Raw genomic sequence first — 25,672 nt, 5'->3', positions numbered from 1 at the left:
CTATTTTGCGAGGCTCTGCGCCAGTCGCATCAGGGTCACCGCTTCGATCCGGTAGCCGAAGTCATCCGCACCCCGCGCTGCCAGCGCGAGCTTGATCGCATCGCCGTAACCCCAGTCGCCGGTATAGGCCGAACCCTGCAAAAGCTGGCCAAACCCGGCAATCGCTGCCGCGAAACGGGTCTCATCCGAGGCCGGTTCCATCCCGGTGATCGGGGTTTCCTTCAACTGAGAGATGCTTTCCCCCGGCTCTTTCCAGCGCAGCCGGAGAAAGCCCATCTCATCACTGCCGCCGCCGGTCACCGCCCCGGAGGAGCCATAGCGCAGCGGGTCGTTTTTCAGGCCCGCCGAACCCGGCGCCGTCACCTCATAGATCGCCGTGACCTGAAGACCCGCACCGATCTCGCCGGCATCGACCTTGTCATTGTTAAAGTCTTCCCGCGCCAGCGCCCGGGTCTCATAACCGATCAGCCGGTATTCCGCGACCTGGGCCGGGTTCCACTCGACTTGCACTTTTACATCATCTGCAATCGGGAAAAGCGCCCCTGTCAGCTGGTCAACAAGCACTTTTCGCGCTTCTGACAGGCTGTCGATATAAGACGCTGTGCCATTGCCGTTCTGCGCCAGCGCCTGCATCACCGCATCATCGAGATTGCCGCGCCCAAAGCCCAGCACCGAAAGATAGGTGCCGCCGGCGCGCTTTTTCGCGACATAGGCCTCAAGCCCCTCAGGGTCCGAGACCCCCACATTGAAATCGCCATCGGTTGCCAGCAGGATGCGGCTGACCTCGCCATCGCCCGCCATCTGCGCGGCCAGTTGGTAGGCGAGCTCCAGCCCCTCAGCCCCGGCGGTCGAGCCGCCCGCCGACAGGCTGTCCAGCGCGCTCAGGATCTTGTCACGCTCGCCCGCCGGGGTTGGCTCCAGCACGGTGCCGGCGGATCCGGCATAGGCGACGATGGCGACCTGATCCTCGGGCCGCAATTCGGGCAGCATCAGCGCGAGCGACTGTTTCAGCAGCGGCAGCTTGTTCATGTCCTGCATCGATCCCGAGGTATCGACAAGGAAGACGAGGTTCAGGGCCGGCCGGGCGGCGATCTCGGGCAGCGCGCCCTGGAGGCCGATGGTCACCAGCCGCGTGTCGGGGTTCCAGGGCGTCGGCATCACCGCGATTGTGGTGGCGAAAGCCTCGCCCCCTTCGGGCGCGGCGTAGGCATAGGGGAAATAATTCACCATTTCCTCGACCCGCACCTGTTCCGGTGCGGGCAGCATGCCTGCGTTCAGCGTCGAGCGGATCACCGACCAGGATGCCGTGTCGATATCGGTCGAAAACGTCGAAACCGGTTCTTCCGCGGTGACCCTGACCGGATTGGCCGCCGCATTGGCATAGTCCTCGGTCGCGGGGGCAGGGGCAGGCAGATAGGCCATGTCTCCGGCGGGCATGATGCCGTTCGAGACGCGCAGACGTGCCTCATTCATCGGCTGCGAGGGAGCCTCCATCAGCATCTCGTCTGCGGAGGAATTTTCAGCCGCATATTCAGCCCTGTCGCCAGGAGCGGCCTCTTTCGCAGCCCGCGCTGCGGCCTCCGGTCCCGGATTTTCTGGCTGGGGGGCTGGTTTTGGCGAGCCGTCCTGAGCAGGCACCTCATCGGCGGCAATCTTTGCTGCGGCCTGCGGTGCGGGTTCTGGCGCCGTGACGACCGGCTCTTCCCCGGCTATTTCGGTCTGGGAGGATGCGGTAAGCGCCGGTTCGGGGGCAGGCGCATTCTGGGCGGGGATATCGCCGCCCGGGCTTACAGCTCCGGTGACGCCAGGCGTGCCGCCGCCGATCCCGGGAATATTGCCCAGAGGCAGGAAAATCGCCACGCCGACCACCAGGGCCGCCGCCGAAGTCGTTGCCAGCAATGCCGGCTTTGAGCTGAGAAATTTCATCATCTGTCGCACTCCGCCAAAGAAGCCCGCCTGCCGGGGCGCATCTGCCCCCGGGCGGTCTTCCTTGTGACGCGACGCCTCTTCCGATCCCTGGAGCCGGTCGAAATTTTCCATCGCCAGGGCCAAAGCACGGGTGCGGGCCTCGGGGTCCGAAGCCGGCGCGCGTTTCAGCGCCGCACGCAGATCGTTCAGCTCATCGGTCATTTTCCGACCTCTCTTGCCGCGATCCCCCGCAGGCGTTTTTTGACCTCTGACATCCGCCAGCTGATGGTGCCCTCGGTCACGCCAAGAACCTCTCCGGCCTGGGCCTGGGTCATTTCCTCGCCCAGGACCAGCGCCACCGTGTCCCTGAGTTCAGAAGACAGCTGCGCCATGGCCTGATGCAGCCAGATCTCGGCCTCGCGCCCGGTTTCGATCTCGTCCTGGCGCGCGAGCTCCCAGTCGCCCCAGCACTCGGCGGCCTTTGAGCGCGTTGCCTGGCGGCGGCGCTGGTCATGGGCGGCATTGACCACCACGCGGTATAGCCAGGTGGTGAACCGCGCCTCAGAGCGCCAGTTCCTGAGTTTCACCGGCAACGCGGCGCAGATGTCCTGCGCCAGATCCTCGGCGTCAGAGCGGTTGCCGCTCAGCCGCCAGGCCAGGCCGAAAATGCGGTCATAATGCCGTGCAACCAGGGTCGCAAAGGCCGCGCGGTCGCCTTCGGCCGCGGCGCTGGCAAGGGTTTCGTCGGGCGTATCCATCAGCATGGTGCTAATCAGACGCGGCCCGGCTGGCAATCCCTGGAGGCGCGGGACATTTTTTTCCGCAGCGGCCTTCTGGTCCCGCAGTTTTGCCGCCTTGTCGCGCCGGCGGCTTTGCAGCAGGCTCGCCCGCGCGGAACCTCGCCGCAGCTTTTGGCAGACCACTCCGCTGCCCCAGGGAGAGATGACATGGTCCGCGTTGCGCGTTTCGCACTTGTTCAGGCCGTTTTGATGCTGGGCGCTGCCATGCTGACGGCTTTTCTGGTCACCATGCCGGCTAGTGCCGAAGAGGCGGGGCTCAAACGGGTGTCTGTTCCGGAATGGGTGGATTATCTTCCTGATATCACAACGCTTTCCGGTATAGGAAGTGACGAGATCGACCGCCCGCGCTATCTGCTGAGGGAAATGCAATTCACCTGGGAGGGCGGCAGGCGCCAGATCTGGGAACGCCAGGTGATCGAGATGGAGACCGAAGGGGCCGCCACCGAAGCCGGTACACAGATCTTCGACTATAACAGTGCGCTTGAGGACTTTACGCTGACGGGCGCCTCACTCTGGCGCGATGGCGAGGAGATCCAGCTCTGGAACACACCGCAAATGGCGGTCGAGCTGTTCAGCGCCAGCTATGAGGCCAGCCCGCTCAATCCGCAGTATTTCGTCATGATGACCTTTCCCACGCTGCGCGCCGGCGACAGTCTCGATCTGTCTTTCCTGCGCATATCGCGCCCCGATCTGTCGGCTCCGGAGCGCGGGCTTGACCTGGAGGCGGTGGCGCCGCTGCAATTCGACGACCGCGTCACACTTGCACGGGCCGTGGTGAACTGGCCGGGGGGGCGAGAGATTTTCACCCCGGCCTTGCCCGATGAGGTGACGCTGGCAACCGGGCCGGTTGCGGGCGGGGGCACGCGCTATGACTATCAGCTTTTCGATTTCATCACGCCCCCGGGCGAAGAACTTGTGCCTTCATGGGTCGATGAACGCGCGGTGTTGCGGGTCAGCGGCGATCGTGACTGGGGACGGATCGCGACCATATTGGCGGGCCATTATGCGGCGGACTGGCCGCTTGGCCCCTGGCAGGCGCGGGTCGATGCGCTGCGCCCGGCCGATGGGGGCGCGATCACGACCAAAGAGATCGCGGCGGCGCTTTTGCTGGTGCAAAACGAGATCGGGGACAGCGGCGTTCCCGGGGTGACTGGCAGGCGGCTGATGACCCCGCCCGCTGAAGTGGCGCTGAGGGGGTTGGGTTCGGCTGCGGAAAAGGCATTGCTCTTGCGGAGCATGTTGCGGCGGCTGGGGGTCGAGGCCGATGTTGCGCTGACCAGCTTTGACTATGGCCGCGCCCTTGACCGGCTGCCACCGTCGATGGCCTTCCTCGATCTGGCGCTGGTACGGGTGGAGCTGGAAGGGCAGTTCTGGTGGCTCGACCCGTCCCGGCCGCCGCAAGCGGCGCGGCTCGAGGCCATGAGCCCGCCCGATTTCGGCTTTGCGCTGCCGCTGATGGCGGGCATCACGCAGCCGGTGGTAATGGAGGCGGAACCTGCCGCGATCTGGACCAGCGATGTGAAGGAGACCTGGCGTTTCACCCCGGCGGGCCTGTTTCTCGACGTGGCCTCAGAACATCGCGGATCAGCCGCCGATGATCTGCGCTACCGCTATACCGAGCTTGGGATCGGGGACATTTCCGCCGAACTGCTCGGTTATTACCAGATCGTTTTTCCGCAGATGGCCATGATCCGGGAGCCCGATTTCACCGATGATGCGGAAAACAACATCGTGCGGATGCATGAGCGCTATTTCCTGCCGGCTTCGGTCATCAGGGATGAGGGGGTAATGACAGGGTTTGCGCTGACAGCCGAGGATTTCACCGCGCAATTCCCGGCGGGCGGGGCAGATTATCTTCGTTCCAGCCGGCGGAAATGGCCGATGATCGGGCTGAGCCCCGGCCATTACCGGCATCGGGCCGAGCTCCGGGGCCGTTTTGGCATGCTGACGCCTCCGCAGGCGGTCCAGCTTGAGAATCCGGCTTTCAGCTACAGGCTTGAGGGGGCGGCGCCAGGACCGGGCCAGCTGATGCTGCAATGGGATTTCACCGCCATGTCGACCGATATTGCGCTGAGCGATCTGCCCAAAGTGCTGGATGACGCCCAGATCGTCCATGAGACGACCTGGTTCAATTACGATCTGGATTAGGGGCAGGGCAGGTTTGACCGCAAAGCCAACTCCACCGGGCAGGACGAAGGGGTGCGCCCGGTCCCGGATCTCAAAAGATCGTACTCCGGTTCCTGTCCTCTGGCCGGCCGGGGGAATTGCCGGCCAGAGGCCCGCCCGGGTCTCATCCGCCACTGCTCGTTTTCACGAGCGGGTTTCTTATGCCCGCCCGCTGTAACCCGCCGCAGCGGAGCCTGAGATCAGGCCGGGTTCAGAACAACAGCCCGTCATAGACGGCAAAGGCGCCGCCAGTGGTGCGCAGATTGCCGGAGGCGCCTGAATCACGCGCCCAGGCCGAAACGGCGTTATACGTGCCGGTGCCGAACACGCCATCGATGCCGCCATTGTAATATCCGGCACGACGCAGCTGACGCTGGATCGCTTTGCGTTCGCCAGGGCTATAGGTGTTGAACGCCTGACCCGCCGGTGTCGAATAGACCGAGCTGTAGCTCTTGGTGCTGCGGCGCGGCTCGCGGTAGACCGGCGCGGGCTCATAGTAGCGCGGCTGTTCAACATAGCGCGGCTGTTCGACATAGCGGGGGGGCTGGTGATCCCGGCGGTGCTGACCGTTCTGGATCAGCTGGTCGACGATGATCGCCGTGGCAACGCCGGCAACGAAACCCTGTTCCTTTTTGCCCCAGGCAAGCGCGGGCATCGAGGTCAGCGCGACCGAAGCGGCGGCCAGCGCCGCTACAATACCGGCCCGGAATTTGCCGCGTTGGTTTCTGGCGGTCCCGCTTTTGACGGTCTGGTGTCTGTCAGAACTGGTAACAGGCAGCATGGCATGTCCTTTCCTGGATTGGCCTGCGCTCTCCTCTCCGGTCGTGCAGAGAACCGGATCGGGGCGCGATGGGTCAAATCTGGGCCAGAGATGTCTGACAGGCAAAAACGCCCCGTTGATATCAGATAGCAGCCCTGAAATCAGGGGCTTGGCGAAACAGGAAAGGGGGCGCCCCGGCGCCCCCTTGAGTCTTTCAGATCCCTTCATCCTCCGGACATCCCAAGAGGCGGCGCCCATTGATGTCCGGGGCCAGATGCCCCAGGCAGGCTGGCTCAGACGCTGAGGCAGATATACTTCATTTCGAGATAGTCTTCGGTGCCGTGATGGCTGCCTTCGCGGCCGAGGCCCGATTGTTTGACGCCACCGAACGGCGCCTCTGCAGTCGAGATCAGCCCGGTATTAACGCCCACGATGCCATATTCCAGCGCTTCCTGGACGCGGGTGATGCGACCGATATCGCGCGAGTAGAAATAGGAGGCGAGGCCGAAAATGGTGTCATTGGCCATCGCAACCACCTCTTCCTCGGTCTCGAACCGGAAGAGCGGCGCCAGCGGGCCGAAGGTCTCTTCGGTGGTGACCAGCATTTTCGAGGTGACATTGGTCAGGATCGTCGGCTGGAAGAACGAGCCGCCAAGCTTGTGCCGCTTGCCACCAAGCGCCACCACCGCGCCTTTGGCGGTCGCATCGGCGATGTGCTTTTCGATCTTTTCAACGGCGGCCTCATTGACCAGCGGGCCAAACTGCACCGGCTCGGAAAGCCCGTCGCCGACTTTGGTCTTCGCGACCGCCTCGGCAAGCTTTTCGGCAAAGGCATCATAGACGCCGGCCTGGACATAGATCCGGTTCGCGCAGACGCAGGTCTGACCGTTGTTGCGGAATTTCGACAGCATCGCGCCTTCGACGGCGCGGTCGAGATCGGCGTCATCGAACACGATGAAGGGCGCATTGCCGCCAAGCTCCATCGAGCATTTCATCACCTGATCCGCCGCCTGGCGCAGCAGGATGCGACCCACTTCCGTGCTGCCGGTAAAGGTCAGCTTGCGCACGATGGGGTTCTCGCAGAACTCCTTGCCGATATCCGAGGACCGTTTCGAGGTGATGACCGAAAAGACTTCTCCCGGGATGCCGGCACGCTCGGCCAGGACCGCAATCGCCAGAGCGGAAAGCGGCGTCTCGGCGGCGGGGCGGGCGACAAAGGCGCAGCCAACGGCCAGCGCCGGGCCGCATTTGCGGGTGATCATCGCATTCGGGAAGTTCCAGGGCGTGATCGAGGCGACAACGCCGATCGGTTGTTTGATCACCGTGATACGCTTGTCGGGCTGATGTCCGGGGATGGTCTCGCCGTAAACCCGCTTGGCCTCTTCGGCGAACCATTCGATAAAGCTCGCGCCATAAGCGATCTCGCCCTTGGCCTCCGCCAGCGGTTTGCCCATTTCAGCCGTCAGGATGGTGCCGAGATCATCCTGATTTGCCATCATCAGATCGAACCATTTCCTCAGGATCTGGCTGCGGTCTTTGCCGGTGCGCGCGGCCCAGGCCTTTTGCCCTTTTTCCGCTGCCGCGATGGCGCGGGCTGTTTCGGCGCGGCTCAGGTTGGGGACGCGGGCAATCACATCGCCGCGTGCCGGATTGATCACCTCGAAGGTCGAGCCGTCATCGGCATCGATCCAGGCGCCGGCAACATAGGCCTTTTCGACCAGAAGCGAGGGATCTTTCAGAAGCGAACGCAGATTGGTGACGGAATCAGGCATGAAGGCCTCCGCTGAAGGGTTTTCCCTCAGGTGGCATCCGTAAGGCCACTTGTCTACTGTCGGACGCACGATCAGTCCAGTTGCGGCGCAAATCCGGCAAGGGCTGGCGGCATTATGCGCGGCAGATCGGGACGCTCCTCGGGGAGTATTTAAGTCAGGGGAAATGCCGCTTTTCTCATGCTCCGGATACTCCCGCCGGAGGCATCCGGAAAAGGAAAGGCGCGAAGGCCTCAGCTGTTCGCGTGCATCCGTTCGATATAGGCGCGCATCTCTTCGGCTTCCTGGCGGGCCTCGCGCAGCCCTTCCATCGCGGCGCGCAGTTCGGCTTCGGTCTGGCTGATCTGGTTGCCAAGTTCCGCCTCGCGGCTTTCCAGCCAGACAATGGCCTGATCGCGCATTTCTTCGGTCTCATGCAGCGACTGCGCCAGGCGTTCCAGCTCGGTCAGGTCATTGCCGGCATTGCGCGAGAACCGGTGCAGCAGCCAGTGGCAGAACCAGCCAAGCGCAAAGGCCAGCAACAGGATGACCGAAGTGGCAATGATGAATTCTGTCCGGTTCATGCAAATCTTCTTTCCTGGTCCCGCTGGCGCCATCCGGGCGACGTATCCGGGGTTATCAATCGGGCGCGCGGCTCAGTTCTGGCCGGCGCTGGCAGGGCGGGTTTTCGGGCGGATGGTCTGCTCTGTCGGGGCCAGCGAGGGGCCGTTATAGGTATAGACGATTTCCGGGCCGGGCTCAGACGGCGCCTCCGCCTCCGCCGGGGCGGGGCCGGCTTCGGCAGCCGATGCGGGGGCAGGGGGCGATGCGGTCTCCGGCTGAGCAGTCCCTTGTGCGGCAGGCACCTGGACATCGTGCTCGCCCGCTTCATCAGCCGGAGTTGCCGGATCATCGGGGTCGGAAGAGCCAAGCACCAGGTCTTCGAGATCTTCATCCTCCGGGGCGGTGGCGATTTCGTCACCTGTGGGGGCTGTTTCTCCGGCGGCTGCCGCTTCTGCCGCCGTTTCGGGGCGGCGGCGCCCTTCAGGCTGAATTCGATGCGGCGATTGGCTTCGCGCCCGGCCTCGGTGGCATTATCCGCGATGGGGGTGCTTTCACCATAGCCGATGGCAGTCATATTCGACACATCGACGCGACGGCCCTGCAAGGCCATCAGCACCGCCTCTGCCCGGGCCTGGCTCAGCGCCGCATTGCCGCTTTCCGAGCCCTGCGAATCAGTATGCCCGGCGATTTCCATCTGCAGCGCGGGGCAGCGTTTCAGCACTTCGGCGATTTCATTGATCAGCGGCCCGGCCTCGGAGGCGATCTCGGCCGATCCCGGCGTGAAGGCGATTTTCGATTTCGCCATGATCGCGGCCACGTCAGCGGCGCATTCTGCAGGTGTCGGCAGTGCGGCCAGCGGGTCGAGCTTTTTGTCATAGGTGACTTCAACGCGGAAATTGCGGCCCTGGCCCAGTTTCGACGACAGGATCTGGGTAATACGGCCGCGCGCGTCCTGGCTGCCGGTCACGCCGCGCAGCTCGACCGTATCGGCGCGGACCACAAGCGTGCCCTCAGCCAGCATCGACAGCGATTCGAGCCCCGCCAGCACCCTTGACGGCCAGCCATCAGGCAAAGCCGGGTCCAGCAGCGTCGCCACATAGACATTTGACGCGCCGAATGACGCCCTTGCATAGGCATCAACCGCCGCCTGCTGCACCTCATCGACAAGGCGGCCACGCAGTTCGACCCGCCCCCCCGTCACAAGGCGGGCGGTGAATTCTTCGGGGCCACGGATCACGGCTTCGGTCGAGGGCGGCACCGGTTGCAGCGAGAAAACATCCGGCAGGCCGGCGCGCAGATCGCCAAGCGCGGTGTCAAAGGCCTCCTGCGTCACGCCCTCGCCGGCTTCAAAGGTGATATCCGCGTCTGAGAAGGTCACGCTGCCCTGGCCCATGGCGCCAAGCGTGCGGATCGCCAGCGCGGCCGCGTCCGACCAGCGCGGCGTGGGGGTGCCAAGGCCCACGGTGCAGATCGCCGGCCCCTCCATCCCGGTGGCGCCTGCGGCCGCGAGAATCAGGCTGCGGGCGCGTTCGGTATCTGCGGAACAGGCGTCAAACCGCGCGCCGCTGCCATCGACGACAAAGCGCAGTGTGAAGGGCGTGATCACCGGGCGCGGCGCCGAAATCGCGGCATCAAGCCTGACCGAGGCCGGTTTGCGCTTGCCAAGCTCCGTTTCAAAACGCCGCTTTTCCGCCGGACTTTCGGCGATGGCGGTCACCCGTACCTCACCGGCCGAGACCGAGATTTTCGAGCGTTTCAGCAAAGACAAAGCCTCAAGACCGAAGCGCAGCGAGGCGTCCCAGCCCTCGGGGGCCGGCCAGTTCGCGGTCTGCAGCATATTGGCGGGGGCGCTGTCTTCGGCAGTAAAGCCATTGGCTGCCGCCGCAAGGCCTTCGGAATCCAGCTCGCCCTCATTGAGGATCGCCGGGATCAGGCCGATCAGCTGGATCCCGTCATCATTTCTGAGCATCTCGACCGAGAAACGCGGCGCCTCGATGGCGGTGGTGGGGGCGACTTCAAGCCCGTCGCGGATCCGCGAGCTGTCAACGAGGCTGCCGACAAGATTCAGCGCCCGAAACCGCGCCGCCTCGTTCGGGGCGGTGCCGCTCAGGCCCACCTGCATCCCGTCGGTCGTCACCCCGACCCAGTCCATCCGCGCTTCGGTCAGGCGCTGACCCAGCACGGCCCGGGTGCGGTCTTCGATCACCAGCACCGTGCAAAAGGCGATGCCGATCATCAAAAGTCCGGCAATTGCGAAAGCAAGGGCACCGAGAGCGGCACGGGGCAGGGTGAGCAGACGTTGCGGCAAAGGAAGACCCGGGATTTGCGGAACCGTAGGAGTCCCGCAGGCCACGGGAACCGGGCCGCCGGGATCGTCCCTCTACCTAGGCGCTTGGGCGGCAGGGATCAATCAGAGGAAGACTGCGACGGCAAGAAACAGCACAGGGATCAGACCGGCATCGCGGTTCGATTTGAAAAGCCTGAGGCAGATGGCCGGATCATCCGCATCCAGCTGCCGCAACTGCCAGAAGAGATGCAGTCCAAAGGCCCAGATGCCACAAAGCGCCATCAGCACAGGCAGGATGCCCCGGCTTGCGGGGATGGTGAGGATCACCGCCGCCGCAAACAGCAGTACCGAAAGCACGAGAAAGCCCGCAAGCCATTGACCGGTCCGGTCGGCAAACAGCCGCGCGGTGGATTTCACCCCGATCAGCGCGTCATCTTCCTTGTCCTGATGGGCATAGATCGTGTCGTAAAACAGCGTCCAGGCGATACCCGCCAGCCACAGAATCACTGCCGCGACCGGCAGATCTCCGGAATGTGCCGCCCAAAGCAGCAGCGCCCCCCAGTTGAAGGCGAAGCCAAGAAAGACCTGCGGCCACCAGGTGAAGCGTTTGGCGAAAGGATAGATCATCACCAGCGCCAGCGAGCCTATGCCAAGCGTGATCGCCAGCCGGTTATAGCTGAACAGGATCAGCGCCGCGATCAGCGCCTGTGCCGCCATCCAGATCACCGCGCCTTTCACCGTGACCTGGCCCGAAGGCAGCGGACGCGAGCGGGTCCGCGCGACCGAGGCATCGAAGTCACGGTCGGTTATGTCATTCCAGGTGCAGCCCGCGCCACGCATCAGAAAGGCACCAGCCCCGGAAGAGGCCACCAGCCACAGATCCCACCAGGAAAACCCAGACCCATCATTGGCCGCCAGCGCCAGCGCCCAGAGACAGGGAAGCCATAAAAGCCAGGTCCCGATCGGCCGGTCTGCCCGCGACAGCCGCAGGAAGGGCCGCGTCACCGGCGGGGCGAGATGATCCACCCAATTGCCGCGCGGCGCATCCGCCACCTGGCCGGTGCTGATCTTCGCCGCCGTGGCCTCCAGCTGATCGGCAAGCCGTGCCGCCTCGACCGGCGACAGCAGATCATCCCCTTCGGGCTGGCCGCTTCCCTCTGGCGTTCTGTCTGTGGGCGCCATAGTTTCGCCTCCATGTCCGGGCCGAAAGTCAGACTTCATGTAGATCAGCCCCTTGGTGAGGGGCAAGCCGTCGCAGTCCTTGAGGGTGCGGCGAATTATCTTTTTGCCGTGATGCGGCTGGGAACAGGCGCCGAGGTGCTCTTGTTCAACGGGCGTGACGGCGAATGGCGCGCGCGCGTGGCCGAGGCGAATAAGCGGCGCGGGGTGCTGGTCTGCGAAGCGCAGACGCGGCGGCAGGATTTTCCGCCGGATCTGTGGCTTTTGTTCACGCCGGTCAAAAAGGAACGCACGAATTTCATTGTTGAAAAGGCGGTGGAGCTAGGGGTGGCGCGTCTGATGCCCGTCTCGACCCGGCGCATGAATGCCGAACGGCTCCGGCTCGACAAGCAGCAGGCCCATGCCATTGAGGCGGCCGAGCAATGCGGCGCGACCTTTGTGCCGGGGATCAGTGATTTGCAACCGCTCGACCGGCTTCTGGCGGGCTGGGATCCGGCGCGGCGGATCTATTGGGCCGATGAGATCCGGGCGGGGTCTGATGGGACCTGGCCGGGCGCGCCGGGCGCGCCTGCGGCGATCCTGATCGGGCCGGAAGGCGGCTTCACACCCGAGGAACGCGCGAAACTCGACAGTCTCGATTTTGTCAGCCCGGTCGCCCTGGGCCCCCGGATCCTGCGCGCCGAAACGGCGGCGCTGGCGGCGGTGACGCTCTGGCAGCGGTCGTTCGGGGACTGGGCATGATCCGCCCCGAACTCATCGCCGGTGCGCGGCGCTGGCAGGGCGTGATCGAGGGCGCGGCTTTCCTTCTGTTCGGCAGCTGGATCTTTGCCGGCGGCACCCTGGTCTGGCAGCTTCCGGGGCTGGCGGTGATGGCGCTCGGGCTTGGCTGGGCGGTCAATGGCTGGCGGCGTATGCGCTTTCAGGCCGACCCTTCGGCGCCCGGGCTGATCGAGGTGGACGAGGGCCGCATCCGGTTTTTGCATCCGGTGATGGGGGGCGAGGTCAGCCTTAATGACCTTGCAGAACTGAAGCTGGTCACGCTCCGGGGGCGCAGGCTGTGGCAGATGCGCGACCTCTCGGGGGCGCGGCTGATCGTGCCGCTCGAATCTGCCGGGGCCGGGGATCTCGCCGATGCGCTGACCAGCCTGCCAGGGCTGACGGCCGCAAGCCTCGTGGCGGCGCTTGACGCAGATGTCGCGCCGCAAGGCAGCACGCTGCCCTCGACCGGCGCGCGCGAACATCTGGTCTGGACGCGGCCCGGCAGCGGCATCCGGCCTGTGTGAGTGGCCGCCCGACTGGCCCATCCGTAACGCCAGCTCACAGGACCTGTGCATCTGGCGGGCTTGACAATATCCCCCGGGACAGGACAGGTCAGTCGCCTGAGACCAGTTGACAGCGAAGCCGGAGCCAGCCCATGTCGATACCACAATCCGGAGGCGGCCCGATCGAGAGCCTTGACCAGCTCGCGGCCTTGCTGGAAAGCGGTTGTAAACCGAAGGAAGACTGGCGCATCGGGACCGAGCACGAGAAGTTCGGCTGGCTTACCGATACGAAGCAGCCGCTGCCCTATGACGGCCCGCGCTCGATTTCCGCGATTTTCGCAGGTCTTGAGGCGCGTTTCGGCTGGGAGCCGGTGCTTGAAGGTGAGAACGTCATCGGCCTTACCCGCAACGGCGCAAATATCAGCCTTGAGCCCGGCGGCCAGTTTGAGCTTTCCGGCGCGCCGGTCCTGACCATCAACGAGACCGCGTCTGAGCTCGACAATCACCTTGCCGAGGTTGCGGCGGTGACCGAGGGGATGGGCGTCCGGTTCATGGGAATCGGGGCGGCGCCCGAATGGTCGCATGACCAGATGCCGGTGATGCCGAAAGGCCGCTATCGGCTGATGACCGATTACATGGGCCGCGTGGGCACCCATGGCACGCAGATGATGTACCGCACCTCGACGGTGCAGGTTAATCTCGACTATGCGTCAGAAGCGGACATGGTGAAAAAGCTGCGCGTGGCGCTGGCTTTGCAGCCGGTGGCGACCGCGCTTTTTGCATCATCCCCGTTCTTTGACGGCAAGCTGAACGGGCATAAATCCTGGCGTTCCAGGATCTGGCGCGGCCTTGATGACAGCCGCACCGGGATGCTGCCTTTCGCCTTTGACGAAGGCATGGGCTTTCAGGCCTATGTTGACTGGGTGCTCGATGTGCCGATGTATTTCGTCTATCGCGATGGCAAATATATCGATGCGCTCGGACAGAGCTTCCGCGATTTCCTCGATGGCAGGCTTCCGGCGCTGCCGGGCGAGAAGCCGACTTTGTCCGACTGGGCGGACCATCTGACCACGGTTTTCCCCGAGGCGCGGGTTAAGAAATATATCGAGATGCGCGGCGCGGATTGCGGCGACCGCGCGCATCTGATCGCGCTGCCGGCCTTCTGGACCGGGCTGACCTATGATGATGCCGCGCTGGATGCAGCATGGGAACTGGTGCGCAATATCGACAGCGAGACCCGCGAGGAGCTGCGCGTCGCCGCCTCGGTTTCGGCATTGCAGGGCGAGGCGAATGGGGTGAAGCTGGCCGATCTGGCCCATGCGGCGGTCTCGCTTGCCCATACCGGGCTGGCAGAGCGCGGGTATGGCGAAGAGATCTGGCTTGCGCCGCTGATCACCTCGGTCAAGGCCGGAAAAGTCCAGGCCGACCGCTGGCTCGATCTGTATCATGGCGACTGGGCCGGCAGCCTCGCACCGGTTTATGACGCGTCAAGCTACTGATTTGCGGGCGCCCTGTTTCCTGGCCTCTTGCCCTGCCGGGGCAAGATCCAGCCACAGCGCATTGTCGCGATAGCCGCCCCGAACCAGACGGCCGGGGCGGGCGAGGTCGGGATATCCGGCGATCCGGTCGCGAAAGCGGTCATTGCTGATGATTACCGCCGCGCTTTGATTTGCGAAATCCAGCAGGTAGGGATCGGCCTGCGCGCCCCGGGGCACCACCAGAACATGGTCCTGTTCCAGTCCGAGCAGCTGGCAGAATTGCCGGTCATTCATATAGCGCCCGGTCAGCAGGTAGCCGGCATTGGCGTCAAAAACCACGCCGCAGCGATAGCCCATCAGATCAAGCCGGGTCAGCACCTCGGACAGGGTGGCGATCTGCGGCCTGCCGTCGCGCCAATGCATCACATTGGACCCATCAAGCACCGCAAGCGGTCTGCGGGCCTTTGCCCGCGCCCGCCACCGCCGCCGCAAGCCCAGGGCAAGCGCCAGCAGCCAGGCGAGCAGCAAAAGCGGAAGCAGGACAGCGAGGCTGAGTTCAACCATCGCAGATCAGGCCTTCTTCCCGCCGATCTTCGGCTCGGTCCCGGATTTGATCCGCTTCAGATTGGCGGTGTGGCGGATATAGATCAGCACCGTCAGCAGCACGACGAGGATCAGCATCCGCCCCGCACCGGGTGAGGCAATCCAGACCGGCATGTCTTGCATCCCGGCGACCAGCACCCAAAGCGGCGTCAGGGCCGCTGCGATCAGGGCAGCCGCCGAGGACATCCGGGTCGCAATCGCGCCGATCAGCCAGGTCAGGCAGGTCAGAATGCCGACCGGCGGCGCCAGCGCCAGCAGGATCCCAAGGAAGGTCGCAACCCCTTTGCCGCCGCGAAAGCCGCTCCAGACCGGAAAGAGATGGCCAAGGAAAGCCGCCAGCGCTGCGACCTGGGCGGCATCTTCCGCACCAGCCCAGCTCCGCGCCAGGATAACCGCCAGCGCGCCCTTGCCGCCATCGAGCAGCAATGTCGCCAACGCCGCCGCCTTGTTGCCGGTTCTGAGAACATTGGTCGCGCCGATATTCCCCGACCCGATCTGACGCAGGTCGCCAAGGCCCATCGCGCGGGTGATCAGCACCCCAAACGGCACCGATCCCAGCAGATAGGCCAGGATGGCCACCAGAATCAGCGTCTCACGCCCGGTTACAAAATCCGGCATTTATTCTCTCTCCCCTGCGCTCACAGGGCCCGGGCCCGATGACAGCGTTTACCCCAGGCTGCGTTTCAGATTGACGAGCGAAAGACTTCGCGCCCGCCGACCCAGCTGGCCAGCACGCGCCCCTCCATCCGCGCCCCGTCAAAGGGCGTATTCTTCGATTTCGATTGCAGCGTAAAGCGGTTCATCAGGAAAGGCGCATCCGGATCAAACAGCACCAGATCCGCCGGGGCCGAGACCGAGAGCCTGCCCTGCGGCAGGCCAAGCCGGTTCGCCGGGTTCAGCGCCATGGCGCGGAAGATCTGCGGCAGGCTCAGATGGCCGGCATGGTAGAGCCGCATCGCGGCCGGCAGGATTGTCTCAAGCGCCACCGCGCCGGGGGCCGCCTCTTCAAAGGGCAGACGTTTCGATTCCTCATCGGCAGGCGTGTGGAAGGACGCGATCACATCGATCAGCCCATCCGCCAGCGCCGCGATGATCGCCTGACGGTCTTCCTCCGACCGCAAGGGCGGCGTCAGTTTAAAGAAGGTGCGGTAATCACCCAGATCCAGCTCATTCAGCGTCAGATGGTGGATCGAGGTGCCTGCAGTGACATCCAGACCTGCCGCCTTTGCCCGCGCCAGCGCGGGAAGGGCATGCGCGGTGGTGATCTGATCGGCGTGATAGCGGGCGCGGGTCATCTCGACGAGCGCAAGATCGCGTTCCAGCCCCATCCGTTCCGCAATGGGCGAAACCGCCGGAATGCCGCGGAAGCTCGCGAATTTGCCGGAAGTCGCGGCGCCGCCCTTTGAGAGCGCGGGTTCCTGTGGATGGCCCACGACCAGCGCGCCAAGCGAACGCGCATAGGTCAGGGCACGGCTCAGCGCGCGGGTATCGGTCGAGACATGGAAGGCATCCGTGAAGGCCAGTGCGCCCGCATCCAGCAAAAAGCCGATCTCGGTCATCTCATGGCCAAGACGCCCCTTGGTCAGTGCCGCCATATGGCGGATGCGGACCGGGGCGGCCTCGGCGGCGCGCCGTGTGACGAATTCCAGCACTTCGGGCGTGTCGATCGCGGGCAGCGTGTCGGGCCGCGCGATCACCGTGGTCACGCCCCCCGCCGCAGCCGCAAGGCCCGCCGAGCGGAAACTTTCACGGTGGCGCTCGCCCGGCTCACCGATCTTGACGCCCCAGTCGACGATCCCGGGGGCGAGGCATTTGCCGCCGCAATCAATGGTGACCGCGCCTTTCGGCAGTTTCTTCGCGGGCTCGGCGATCAGGCCATCCACCACGGTCAGGCTGCCCGTCGTATCGCTCAGCGTTTCGGGGTCGATCAGGCGGGCATTGGTGAAATGAAGGATGGTCATCCGGGATCCGTGTCGGGCTGGGATCTGGCCAGCTTTGCCTTGGCCAGCGTTGCTTTGGCCTGAATGTCGAGCACCAGCTGCAGGACCTGTTCTGCATCCGTCAGACGTTCAAACCCGGTGCGGGTGTAGGACGTGTCACCGTCGCTGTCTACCGTGACGAGCACCGCCAGATGCAGCGAGGCAGTTCCATGGCGCGGATCGCCGGTCATTTCGAGGATGCTTTCAGGCAGGATCGGCCAGGAGGTGAGCTTCGGGCGCGAAAACCGCGGCGGGGGGCCGGTCAGCCGCAGCAGCGCGCGCCGGTCGGTCAGCGCGTAGAAGCTGCGTTCAAGGTCCCGCTCACGCGTGAGCCAGCCGCGCCACAAAAGCCAGGAGGCGAGGAACAGGCTCAGCACCGCGACAATGGCGCAAAATACCATCACCAGCCCAAGGAGCGGGGCCTGACCGGGCGCCATTGCCGGATCGCGCAGGAATGTCGCGGCAAAAGCGATCCACAGGAAAGCGAAAAGGGACACCATCACGCCGATCAGCGTCATGCCCAGATCATTCCGGCCATAACGCCGCCCCGGTGCCGGGCGTCCGGTCCAGAGCAGCCGTTCTCCGGGCGCGAGATCGCGGCTCCAGTCGGGCGGGGCAGGGGGCGCGGTTGCGGTCATCGGGGCGGGTCTCGGGGACAGGATTTCAGGTTCGGGAAGTGCGGATCAGTTCCGGGGCTCAGGTTTCCGGGAGCGCGACAATGGCCTCGCGCATCAGACTGGCGACAAGGGCTGCGTCAGGGATCTGTTCAAACCCGATGCGATCCGGCGGTGACACACCAAAGGCGGAAAGGATACGGCGGCTCGGCCGGTTCGGCGCGGCGCGTGGGGGCAGGTTGAACCGGAACCAGACCGATCCGGGCCGGCTGTCATCTGCGACGATCCGCTGCCCCGGTAACAACGGCCAGGACCGCACTCCGCGCCAGGGCGAGGTGATCCAGACAGAGGACCGCGTCAGCATGTATTGGCAAAACCGCAGCCGCAGCCATGTGCCGAAGACCGGCACCGCCGCCAGCCAAAGCCCTGCGAAAGCCAGGGTGCCCCCGCTGAGCGCCATTACCGCGCCGCCAGCGCCCGGATACCTTATGCCTCTGTGGGTTTGCATATGTTCGACCCCGGTTGACCCGAGCCAGGGGGCAAGCCAGGCCCCGGTCGCAAAGAGGAGAGGGCCAATAAGGCACTGGCGGCTGAGCGTGTTTTTCCAGGAGATGGCAGCGGTGGGTCTGCCCCTCCAGATTGGTCTGCCGGTTTCGAGCGGATCCCGGTCAGGCATCTGAGCTGCGTCCGACTGTGTCATGATGCGCCCCGACCAGTCGGGGATGCAGGCTGGCGCATGGCATCGAGCATCAGCGCGAAGACGCGCCGTGCTTCGGGGATTTGCTCGAATCCGATCTTTTCTCCGAAAATCCCGATGCTATGGACAAAGCCGATGAGGCTGCCGCGCGTCAGGCTGACCACATCCCAGCTGCGGGTCGCGAACCAGACTGAACCTGGCAGCCCCTCTTCCAGCGCCGGATGCAGGCCGGAGTTCAGCGCAAAGCGCTGCAGCCGGCGGCGGCCAAGAATTTCAGTCGCGATAAAGGCATGACGGTCGGTCAGCGTGTAGAAGCTGCCTCTGAGCCGCAGCCAGCGCCCGAGCGGCGCACCGAAACACAGGGTCAGGCCGATGAAAAGCACGGGCAGGCCGAAGGCGATAAAGATCAGGTTGACCGGAAAGGGAAGACCAATGCCAGCCCCCGAGGCCATATAGATCCAGATCAGCGCGAAGCCGGTGAAAGGAAGGCCTGCGATCAGGCGGAAACTGAGGATTCGCATCCAGTCGAACCGTGCCTCCGGGCGCCCCTGCCATAGAATCTCCTCGCCCGGGTCGAGAATATCCTCCCAGCCTGGCGGGGCGGTGGGGGTCATGGATCAGCCTCCGACCCAGACGAAAACCACGGTCAGCACCACGAGGATCAGCAGGACCGCGGTGGCGACCATGCCGCCCTGGCGCATCTCGGCTTTTGTGGGTTTGCGATTGGGGTCGGGCGTGGTCACGGGAAGGTTCCTTCCGGCAGCGCGCGGCGCAGGCTGTCACGATCGGCTGCACTGAACAGGGTTATGGTGGAGCTGGCAGGCCAGCTGCCGTCAGGGCCGGGTTTTCCGGCCTGAACCAGGCAGGAAAACCTGCGGATGCGAAAGAAACGGAGCCCGGATACGGGATAGGCGCGGCTGCGGAGCCTGCCGAGAAACCGGCGCTCGACAAAGAAGGTCCCTTGCTCCAGGCGATATTCGATCACGAGCCGCCAGCCAGGATGAAAACCAGTATGAAGACCGAGAAAACGAAGATTGCCGCCGCGATCAGCGCGAAGGCGATTTCGACCGGCGGCAGCGGCTCGCCGGTTCCGGCTATGGCAGTGGCAAGGCGCAGGACGGGGTAAAAGCCCATCACAGAGCCGATGACCGCGATCAGGGCATAGATGCGCATATCCGGCCGGGCCTGCCACAGGATCACAGATGCAGGCGCGGCGCCAGCTCCGGCCTGTTCCCGCGTCACGGCCTGCTCTTGTGCCCCGGTCTGCCCCCGGTTCGCGGTCATCCGGCCGCCTCAGACATAGCTCTCGGCGATCCGGCGGCCGCGCTCGCTGCGCAGATTGCGCGCCAGCAGATCCATACAGGCCATCCGCACCGCGACCCCCATCTCGACCTGGTCCTGGATCACCGAGCGGTTGATGTCATCGGCAATCTCGCCATCGATCTCGACGCCCCGGTTCATCGGCCCCGGATGCATCACGATGGCATCCGGTTTGGCATAGGCCAGTTTCTCGGCATCGAGCCCGTAGCGGTGGTAATATTCCCGCATCGAGGGAATGAAGCCGCCATCCATCCGCTCTTTCTGAAGCCGCAGCATCATCACCACATCGGCGCCTTTCAGGCCCTCGCGCATATCCTCGATGATCGTCGCGCCCAGTTCGGCAAAGCCCGAGGGCATCAGCGTCGGCGGCCCGATCAGGCGCAGGTTATTGCCCATCTTGCCCAGAAGGATCAGGTTCGAGCGCGCAACGCGACTATGGGCGACATCGCCGCAGATCGCGATGGTGAGCCGGTCGATCCGCCCCTTGGCCCGGCGGATCGTCAGCGCATCCAAAAGCGCCTGGGTCGGGTGTTCATGCCGCCCGTCGCCCGCGTTCAGCACCGCGCAATTCACCTTGGACGCCAGAAGATTGACCGCGCCCGAGGCGCCGTGCCGCACCACCAGCAGATCGGGATGCATCGCGTTCAGCGTCATCGCGGTGTCGATCAGCGTCTCGCCCTTTTTCACCGAGGAGGTCGCCATATTCATGTTCATCACATCGGCGCCAAGGCGCTTGCCCGCGATTTCGAAACTTGACTGCGTGCGGGTCGAGTTCTCGAAAAACATGTTGATCTGCGTCATCCCCGCCAGGGTGTCCGACTGTTTCACCGTGCGGCGGTTCAGATCGACATAGCGGTCGGCGAGATCGAGGATGGTGGTGATCTCCATGGGCGAGAGCGGCTCGATCCCGAGAAGGTGGCGGGCATGGAAAGCCATGGCGTGATCCCTGTAATGTGCGTGATCTCTTATCGCAAAGCGGGGGAAAAGGGGCAAGCGCCGCTGTCGGTGCTGCTTTGGCGGCGGCTGGCTTGTGGCGCGGCGCTGCGGGCATTAGCCTGCGCGCTATGGGAATCGAAACCGGGATCATGGCAGGGGCGGCGGAACCGGATGGCGCAGGGCCGGACCCGGCGGCATTTGCCGCAGCCGTGGCCGCTGATTGGAATGCCTCTTACGCCGCGCTGGACTGGCAGCTGGACTGCGGCATCGACGAGGTGATCGGCGAGGCACCCGTCAACCGCTATGAGGTTGTGATCGAAAAGCCGGTCCGCGCAGCAGCCCCCGCAGCCACGGCGCGCGGCCAGAACCCAACCCGCCAGAACGCCGTCTCTCAGACTTACGACCCATCGCCCGAGCCGCAGATTGATCCGGTTGCGGTCGCCAGCGCCACAGCCGCCTCGGCCACCACGCTGGAGGCGCTGGAAACAGCCATTCGCGGCTTTGATCTGTGCGATCTGAAACGCGGCGCCCGCAACACGGTCTTTGCCGATGGCAATCCGAAGGCACGGGTTCTGATCCTCGGCGAGGCGCCGGGCCGCGAAGAGGATATCGAGGGACGCCCCTTTGTGGGCGAGGCCGGAAGGCTTCTGGACCGCATGTTCGGCGCCATCGGCCTGACCCGCCAGAGCCCCGATCCGGCCGCCTCTTTCTACATCACCAATGTCATGCCCTGGCGCCCCGAAGGCAATCGCGACCCCAGCCCGGCCGAGATCGCCATGCTGCGCCCCTTTGTCGAACGCCATATCGCGCTGGCTGACCCGGATGTGATCGTGGTCATGGGCAATACGCCGCTTGTCGCGCTGACCGGCAATCGCGGCATCCTGCGCGCGCGGGGCAGCTGGACGACCGCGCTGGACAAGCCGCTTTTGCCGATGACACATCCGGCTTATCTTTTGCGCACCCCCGCCGCCAAGCGCGAGGCCTGGGCCGATCTGCTCGCTTTGCGGGCCTTTCTCGACAAGGGATGATCATGCGCCCTGCCGCAATTCTTACACTGGCGAAGATGCCGCTGCGTCCGCGCGCGCCGGGGTATGGGCGGACCCTGCCTGCAAAGGCCGTCGCCGCCCAGGGGGAAGAGGCAGAGGGCGCCGGCCTGGCAAATTGCAAGTGGTTAAAGCCAGGGCCCTATGGCGATCTTGCCGGGATGCGGTCTTATATCCCGGGCGAAGAATTCGGTGAAAAATTGCTGGCCGCGGCGAATGAGGCGCCGGCAAAGCCGCGCCGGCAGGTAATCAAACCTAGGCCTGACATCTTCATATCCGCAATCCGACATCCTCAGATACCGGGTGGCTTTTGATGTTTCCCGTTGATGCTGTGACATTGCTGGCCTTCCTCCCTGCCGCGCTGGCACTGAACCTCACGCCAGGGGCGGATATGATGTTCGTGCTTGCCCAGGGCCTGAAGGGCGGCGCGCGTGCGGGCATGGCGGCCAATCTCGGCATCGCGCTTGGCTGTTTCGTGCATGTTCTGATCGCCGGGCTGGGGCTGGCGGCGCTCCTGAAAGCGCATCCGTTGGCTTTTGAGGTGATCCGCTGGGGCGGTGTCGGCTATCTCTTGTGGCTGGCCGTCAGATCCTGGAATGCGGGGCGACCCGAGATCGCATCTGTCGCCCGCGCGCCCGCAGCCAGGGTGTTTCGCGAGGCGCTGGTGGTCAATCTGCTGAACCCGAAAGTGGCACTGTTCATCCTTGCCTTCCTGCCGCAATTCGTGACGGCGTCAAAGCCGGTTCTGCCGCAATTTCTGGCCCTTGGGGTGATCATCTGCGTCGGCGGCCTCGTGATCAATGGCGCGGTCGGGATCTTTGCCGGGCGCCTCGGGCGGGCGCTGCTCGGATCGGACCGGCTGGCGCGGGGCATGAACCGCGCGACCGGCGGCATTTTTGCAGCGCTTGCCCTGCGCCTTGCCGTGATGGAGCGTGCCGCATGACCGAAAGAGAGTTCATTCCCACCCGCATCGCCGTGCTGACCGTGTCTGACACCCGCAGCCTGGCCGAGGACCGGTCCGGCGAGACGCTGGTGGCGCGTCTGGAAGCGGCGGGCCATATCCTCGCCGCACGCGCCATTGTCACCGATGACCGCGCGCGGATCGCGGCGCAGCTCAGCGCCTGGATCGCCGACCCCGATGTGGATGTGGTGATCTCGACCGGCGGCACCGGGCTGACCGGGCGCGATGTGACCGTCGAGGCGCATCATGACGTCTATGAAAAGGAAATCACCGCCTTTTCCACGGTCTTCACCATTGTCTCGATGCAAAAGATCGGCACTTCCGCCGTGCAAAGCCGCGCCTGCGCGGGGGTTGCGGGCGGCACCTATCTCTTCGCGCTGCCGGGCTCGACCGGTGCTTGCAAGGACGCCTGGGACGAGATCCTCGTCAAACAGCTCGACTACCGCCACGGCCCCTGCAACTTCGTGGAAATTTTCCCGCGACTCGAGGAACACAAGCGGCGCAAGTGAGCCCTGGCGCCTGGGCCTGACCCGGGTGAAACCCGGGAATGAAGGATGAGAGAAGGACGGGTTCGGATCTCTGCGCCGCAGATCTGAGGCCAGGTTCACGGTGCTGCAAGGTGGTCAGCCAGGCGCGGCAAAACCCGCGCGCGACTGACCAGCAGATCAGAATCAGCCCTCGCGTTTCAGTGCCTGGGCCATGCAATGGATGCCGCCGCCGGTTTTCGAGATTTCCGCCGTATCGACCACGGCCACGTCAAAGCCGCGCGCTTTCAGCTGACCGATCAGGGTTTGCGAGACCTGGGGCGCGATGATGCGATCCCCGCCAAGGCTCATGAAATTGCAGCCAAGCGCCATCGTGTCCTGGAAGGGTACATCGATGATCTCATGGCCTTTCGCCTTCAGCCAGTCGACAATTGCGGGCTCGGTGCAGGCGAGGCAGACGGCGGTGAGTTTCGGTGCGATCGGCACCACCATCAGGTCGATATGGACGTAATATTCGTCGATAAAGGCGAGGCGGACCTCCCAGCCCTCCTCCTCGAACCAGCCTGCCACCTGGCGGGCGCCATCTTCATTGGTGCGCGCGCCACCGCATCCGACCAGCAGCACGCCTTCCTCGATCACGTTGAAATCGCCGCCCTCGAAGGTGCCGGCGGTGACCATGTCATAGATAGGGATGCCGAGGCTCTCGTAATGGCGGATGGCGGCATAGTTCTCGCCGCGCCGCCAGGGCTGGCTCATGGCGGTGATCACGGCGCCGTATGGGGTCATCACGGACGAATCGCGGGTATAGACCTGCATCGGGAGTTCCGCCTCGGGCGGCACGGTATGTACGCGAACGCCAAAGCTCTCATAGGCCGCTTTCAGCTCTTTATGCTGCGCCTGGGCCTCCTGGATGTTGCAGGGGTTTTCGCGCAGATGTTTGCGCGACAGCGACGAGGTTGCCATATGACGCAGATAGGCCGGATCGCCCAAAAGCACATCGGTCAGGCGGTCAGTCTCATTCGCAAAGCCCCAATTCGCCAGCGGCGCGGTGCCGCCACCTGCCTTGCGGCGCTGGAGGGAAAAGGGTTCAGGCTTCGTTTGCACGTTCATTTTTCTCTCCTGTTGGGTCAGGCGCCTGGCATGGTGGAGGGAATCCACCAGTCGCGCCCGCGTGGGGTGGTGACATATTCCGGCCAGCGGAAATGGATGGGCGGGTCGTAATCGCAAAGAGGCGGGATCGGCGCAGCGGCGCGGCGGGTCTCGAATTCGGCCCACATCGCGGCGCGGGTCTCCGCATCTTCGAGGATGCGCAGCGCCGAGAGCGCCAGCACCCCGGCGGCGGTCTGCACCATAGGGTCGATGGTCTCGGGGATGCCGCCAAGCGCGTTCATCACCCAGGACGGGTAGACATAGCCCTTAGGGGCGCTCAGCGCAGGCCGCGCGATGTAGAACCGCGCGGTGGGCGCGTGCCAGGTCATGTCGGTGTAATCATCCGAGGTGGAATTGGCCTGCGAGGGCGGCAGATCCTCGCGCAGGATCCGTTCGGCCTCCTGCGGGGCGATCAGCCGGGTCATCTCGGGGATGAAGGGCTCTGCCATGGGCGTGAGGCCAAGACCCGACTGGATCTCGCGGGCGATGTCTTTCGCGGCCTCGCCCCATGCAGGGGCGCCGGTGGCCTGCATCGCTTCCCAGACCACATTTGCGATGGCGTGGTTCGCAAGACCGGGGCGCGATTTGCAGACCCAGTGCTTCTCGACCCTGCAGCCTGTCATCGCCGCTGCATGTTCGGCGTTGCGGTCCAGCGCGGCGGTCACCGCCTCGGCCATGGCAAGGGTCGGCACCCGCATCATATACTGGATCTCGGCAAGCCCTGCGGGCAGGTTGTCAGCGGTGGCCTGGCCTGCCGTCAGGATCGCCTCGGAAATCGACCAGCCGCCCTGATGCGGCAACATCGAATCGCGCAGGGATTTTGAGGTCAGGAACATCAGGTTCAGCGCGTCATTGGCGCCGGGCGCACGTACCGCCGAATGCGATTGCGGGATCGGCGCGCCGTCTTTTGCATAGGGGGCATGCGCCCCCCAGTTTTGCGGCTCATCGCAGATGAACCGGTAGATCATCGCATAGGCCGCGCCACAATGCGTGTTCCAGCGCACCGTGTTGCACATCGGCAGCATGTAGAACGGGTGGAACGAGAGGATCGCCGCCAGCCCGTCATAATAGCCTTTTGCGGCATGGATCGGCTTTGAGCCACGCACCTTTTCCGCCGGTTCGCCGGTAAAGCGCAGCCCGCCTTTGATGCCGTGTTTCTCCATCGCGGCTTTGGTGGCCAGAAGCCCCGCGAGCCCGGCAATCCCGAGGCCCGAATGCGGATCGGTATGGCCGCCGGCCTGATAGCCCAGGCCTTCGCGCGGCTCGCGCCGGGTGGAGGCGGCCTGGCAATTGCCCGGAACGGCGTCATATTCCGCATACATGCCGATCACCGGGGCACCCGCAGATTCGGGCCCGTTCGACCAGGTGGCACAAAAAGCGGTCGGCATCCCCGCCGATCCCTCTTCGACGTCGAACCCTTCGGCACGCAGCTTTTCGACATACCAGGCGCAGGAACGGTATTCGCGCCAGGCGGTTTCGCCATAGGAAAAGATCGTGGCACACCAGTCCGAATGCTCGGCTGCACGGGCTGTGACGCTGGCAAGGGCGGTGGACTGGGCGGCGGAAAGCTGAGACATGACCCGGGCTCCGGTTCTGGGGCAAGGGGGCGGAAGGGGCCGCCATCCTTCTTTCAGGGCTAACAGCGCGTCGCGGTTGCGCGAAAGTGAAACCTTTTCCCAGGTTCGGCAAAGAAAATTCACCTTTTGCTTGTGCCGGGCGGCGAAAGCCGCAGA

25 protein-coding genes are annotated in these 25,672 nt (G+C 64.6%); 7 read left to right on the top strand and 18 right to left on the bottom strand.

The window, feature by feature from the left end; translation table 11 throughout:
* Together QNO18_RS00765 and QNO18_RS00760 are read right to left on the bottom strand one after the other, a co-directional pair.
* Window positions 1–2,130, bottom strand: coding sequence for a VWA domain-containing protein (locus tag QNO18_RS00765; RefSeq protein ID WP_283176127.1), 2,130 nt, complete (start codon window positions 2,128–2,130; stop codon window positions 1–3).
* Window positions 2,127–2,666, bottom strand: coding sequence for an RNA polymerase sigma factor (locus QNO18_RS00760; RefSeq protein ID WP_283176126.1), 540 nt, complete (start codon window positions 2,664–2,666; stop codon window positions 2,127–2,129). Before QNO18_RS00760 ends, QNO18_RS00765 begins: the two co-directional genes overlap by 4 nt.
* 189 nt (window positions 2,667–2,855) lie before the next feature.
* Here QNO18_RS00760 and QNO18_RS00755 point away from each other — a divergent pair, with 189 nt between their 5' ends.
* Window positions 2,856–4,856, top strand: a complete 2,001-nt coding sequence (locus QNO18_RS00755) for a hypothetical protein (RefSeq protein WP_283176125.1) — start codon at window positions 2,856–2,858, stop codon at window positions 4,854–4,856.
* Between the two features lie 229 nt (window positions 4,857–5,085).
* Here QNO18_RS00755 and QNO18_RS00750 read toward each other — a convergent pair whose 3' ends face one another.
* The 5 genes from QNO18_RS00750 to ubiA form a co-directional block, all read right to left on the bottom strand.
* Window positions 5,086–5,655: a peptidoglycan-binding domain-containing protein gene (locus tag QNO18_RS00750; RefSeq protein ID WP_283176124.1), complete on the bottom strand. Its 570-nt coding sequence runs from the start codon at window positions 5,653–5,655 to the stop codon at window positions 5,086–5,088.
* A 272-nt stretch (window positions 5,656–5,927) separates the two neighbouring features.
* Window positions 5,928–7,406 carry an NAD-dependent succinate-semialdehyde dehydrogenase gene (locus QNO18_RS00745; protein WP_283176123.1) on the bottom strand — a complete coding sequence of 493 codons (1,479 nt, stop codon included), beginning with the start codon at window positions 7,404–7,406 and terminating at the stop codon, window positions 5,928–5,930.
* Between the two features lie 230 nt (window positions 7,407–7,636).
* Complete coding sequence (locus tag QNO18_RS00740) at window positions 7,637–7,966, bottom strand: hypothetical protein (RefSeq protein ID WP_249499193.1); 330 nt, start codon at window positions 7,964–7,966, stop codon at window positions 7,637–7,639.
* The gene (locus QNO18_RS00735) at window positions 7,963–10,254 is read right to left on the bottom strand and encodes an OmpA family protein (RefSeq protein ID WP_283176122.1); all 2,292 of its coding nucleotides are present in this window, start codon (window positions 10,252–10,254) and stop codon (window positions 7,963–7,965) included. The genes QNO18_RS00740 and QNO18_RS00735 overlap by 4 nt, the downstream gene beginning before the upstream one ends.
* 102 nt (window positions 10,255–10,356) lie before the next feature.
* Window positions 10,357–11,286, bottom strand: a complete 930-nt coding sequence (gene ubiA, locus QNO18_RS00730; protein WP_349293875.1) for a 4-hydroxybenzoate octaprenyltransferase — start codon at window positions 11,284–11,286, stop codon at window positions 10,357–10,359.
* 141 nt (window positions 11,287–11,427) lie between these two features.
* On the opposite strand from ubiA, the gene QNO18_RS00725 reads away from it, so the two are divergent.
* The 3 genes from QNO18_RS00725 to QNO18_RS00715 all read left to right on the top strand — a co-directional run bounded on the left by QNO18_RS00725 (window position 11,428) and on the right by QNO18_RS00715 (window position 14,173).
* The gene (locus tag QNO18_RS00725) at window positions 11,428–12,153 is read left to right on the top strand and encodes a 16S rRNA (uracil(1498)-N(3))-methyltransferase (RefSeq protein WP_283176120.1); all 726 of its coding nucleotides are present in this window, start codon (window positions 11,428–11,430) and stop codon (window positions 12,151–12,153) included.
* Window positions 12,150–12,695 carry a hypothetical protein gene (locus QNO18_RS00720; protein ID WP_283176119.1) on the top strand — a complete coding sequence of 182 codons (546 nt, stop codon included), beginning with the start codon at window positions 12,150–12,152 and terminating at the stop codon, window positions 12,693–12,695. Before QNO18_RS00725 ends, QNO18_RS00720 begins: the two co-directional genes overlap by 4 nt.
* Before the next feature lie 131 nt (window positions 12,696–12,826).
* Entirely contained in the window at window positions 12,827–14,173 is a 1,347-nt protein-coding gene (locus QNO18_RS00715) for a glutamate--cysteine ligase (RefSeq protein ID WP_283176118.1), read from the top strand.
* On the opposite strand, the gene QNO18_RS00710 is transcribed toward QNO18_RS00715, so the two are convergent.
* The 9 genes from QNO18_RS00710 to QNO18_RS00670 form a co-directional block, all read right to left on the bottom strand.
* Window positions 14,162–14,716, bottom strand: coding sequence for a hypothetical protein (locus QNO18_RS00710; protein WP_283176117.1), 555 nt, complete (start codon window positions 14,714–14,716; stop codon window positions 14,162–14,164). The two genes, QNO18_RS00715 and QNO18_RS00710, sit on opposite strands and share 12 nt — an antisense overlap.
* Before the next feature lie 6 nt (window positions 14,717–14,722).
* Window positions 14,723–15,373 carry a glycerol-3-phosphate 1-O-acyltransferase PlsY gene (gene plsY / locus QNO18_RS00705; protein WP_283176116.1) on the bottom strand — a complete coding sequence of 217 codons (651 nt, stop codon included), beginning with the start codon at window positions 15,371–15,373 and terminating at the stop codon, window positions 14,723–14,725.
* A 65-nt stretch (window positions 15,374–15,438) separates the two neighbouring features.
* Entirely contained in the window at window positions 15,439–16,716 is a 1,278-nt protein-coding gene (gene pyrC / locus QNO18_RS00700) for a dihydroorotase (protein ID WP_283176115.1), read from the bottom strand.
* The gene (locus QNO18_RS00695) at window positions 16,713–17,372 is read right to left on the bottom strand and encodes a hypothetical protein (protein ID WP_283176114.1); all 660 of its coding nucleotides are present in this window, start codon (window positions 17,370–17,372) and stop codon (window positions 16,713–16,715) included. Before QNO18_RS00695 ends, pyrC begins: the two co-directional genes overlap by 4 nt.
* Window positions 17,373–17,430: 58 nt before the next feature.
* Entirely contained in the window at window positions 17,431–17,808 is a 378-nt protein-coding gene (locus QNO18_RS00690) for a hypothetical protein (protein ID WP_283176113.1), read from the bottom strand.
* Window positions 17,809–18,044: 236 nt separating this feature from the next.
* The gene (locus QNO18_RS00685; RefSeq protein WP_283176112.1) at window positions 18,045–18,659 is read right to left on the bottom strand and encodes a hypothetical protein; all 615 of its coding nucleotides are present in this window, start codon (window positions 18,657–18,659) and stop codon (window positions 18,045–18,047) included.
* 3 nt (window positions 18,660–18,662) lie between these two features.
* Window positions 18,663–18,788 carry a hypothetical protein gene (locus tag QNO18_RS00680; protein ID WP_283176111.1) on the bottom strand — a complete coding sequence of 42 codons (126 nt, stop codon included), beginning with the start codon at window positions 18,786–18,788 and terminating at the stop codon, window positions 18,663–18,665.
* 238 nt (window positions 18,789–19,026) lie between these two features.
* On the bottom strand, window positions 19,027–19,329 hold the full coding sequence (locus tag QNO18_RS00675; RefSeq protein WP_283176110.1) for a hypothetical protein: 303 nt from the start codon (window positions 19,327–19,329) through the stop codon (window positions 19,027–19,029).
* Between the two features lie 9 nt (window positions 19,330–19,338).
* Complete coding sequence (locus QNO18_RS00670) at window positions 19,339–20,301, bottom strand: aspartate carbamoyltransferase catalytic subunit (protein ID WP_092899310.1); 963 nt, start codon at window positions 20,299–20,301, stop codon at window positions 19,339–19,341.
* A 128-nt stretch (window positions 20,302–20,429) separates the two neighbouring features.
* Here QNO18_RS00670 and QNO18_RS00665 point away from each other — a divergent pair, with 128 nt between their 5' ends.
* The 3 genes from QNO18_RS00665 (at window position 20,430) to moaB (ending at window position 22,814) form a co-directional block, all read left to right on the top strand.
* On the top strand, window positions 20,430–21,329 hold the full coding sequence (locus QNO18_RS00665) for a uracil-DNA glycosylase (protein ID WP_283176109.1): 900 nt from the start codon (window positions 20,430–20,432) through the stop codon (window positions 21,327–21,329).
* 328 nt (window positions 21,330–21,657) lie between these two features.
* Window positions 21,658–22,287, top strand: a complete 630-nt coding sequence (locus QNO18_RS00660; protein ID WP_283176108.1) for a LysE family translocator — start codon at window positions 21,658–21,660, stop codon at window positions 22,285–22,287.
* On the top strand, window positions 22,284–22,814 hold the full coding sequence (gene moaB, locus QNO18_RS00655) for a molybdenum cofactor biosynthesis protein B (RefSeq protein WP_283176107.1): 531 nt from the start codon (window positions 22,284–22,286) through the stop codon (window positions 22,812–22,814). Before QNO18_RS00660 ends, moaB begins: the two co-directional genes overlap by 4 nt.
* A 162-nt stretch (window positions 22,815–22,976) precedes the next feature.
* Here the strand turns inward: moaB and QNO18_RS00650 are convergent, their stop codons facing one another.
* Together QNO18_RS00650 and QNO18_RS00645 are read right to left on the bottom strand one after the other, a co-directional pair.
* Entirely contained in the window at window positions 22,977–23,900 is a 924-nt protein-coding gene (locus tag QNO18_RS00650) for a dimethylarginine dimethylaminohydrolase family protein (RefSeq protein WP_283176106.1), read from the bottom strand.
* A gap of 17 nt (window positions 23,901–23,917) precedes the next feature.
* Window positions 23,918–25,516 carry an amidohydrolase gene (locus tag QNO18_RS00645; protein ID WP_283176105.1) on the bottom strand — a complete coding sequence of 533 codons (1,599 nt, stop codon included), beginning with the start codon at window positions 25,514–25,516 and terminating at the stop codon, window positions 23,918–23,920.
* Window positions 25,517–25,672 lie beyond the last annotated feature (156 nt).

The sequence above is a fragment of the Gemmobacter sp. 24YEA27 genome (genome assembly GCF_030052995.1).
In the GTDB taxonomy this organism is placed as follows: Bacteria; Pseudomonadota; Alphaproteobacteria; order Rhodobacterales; family Rhodobacteraceae; genus Pseudogemmobacter.
Note: the sequence above shows the minus strand (reverse complement) of the source record. Positions and strands in the feature narration are given on the sequence as shown.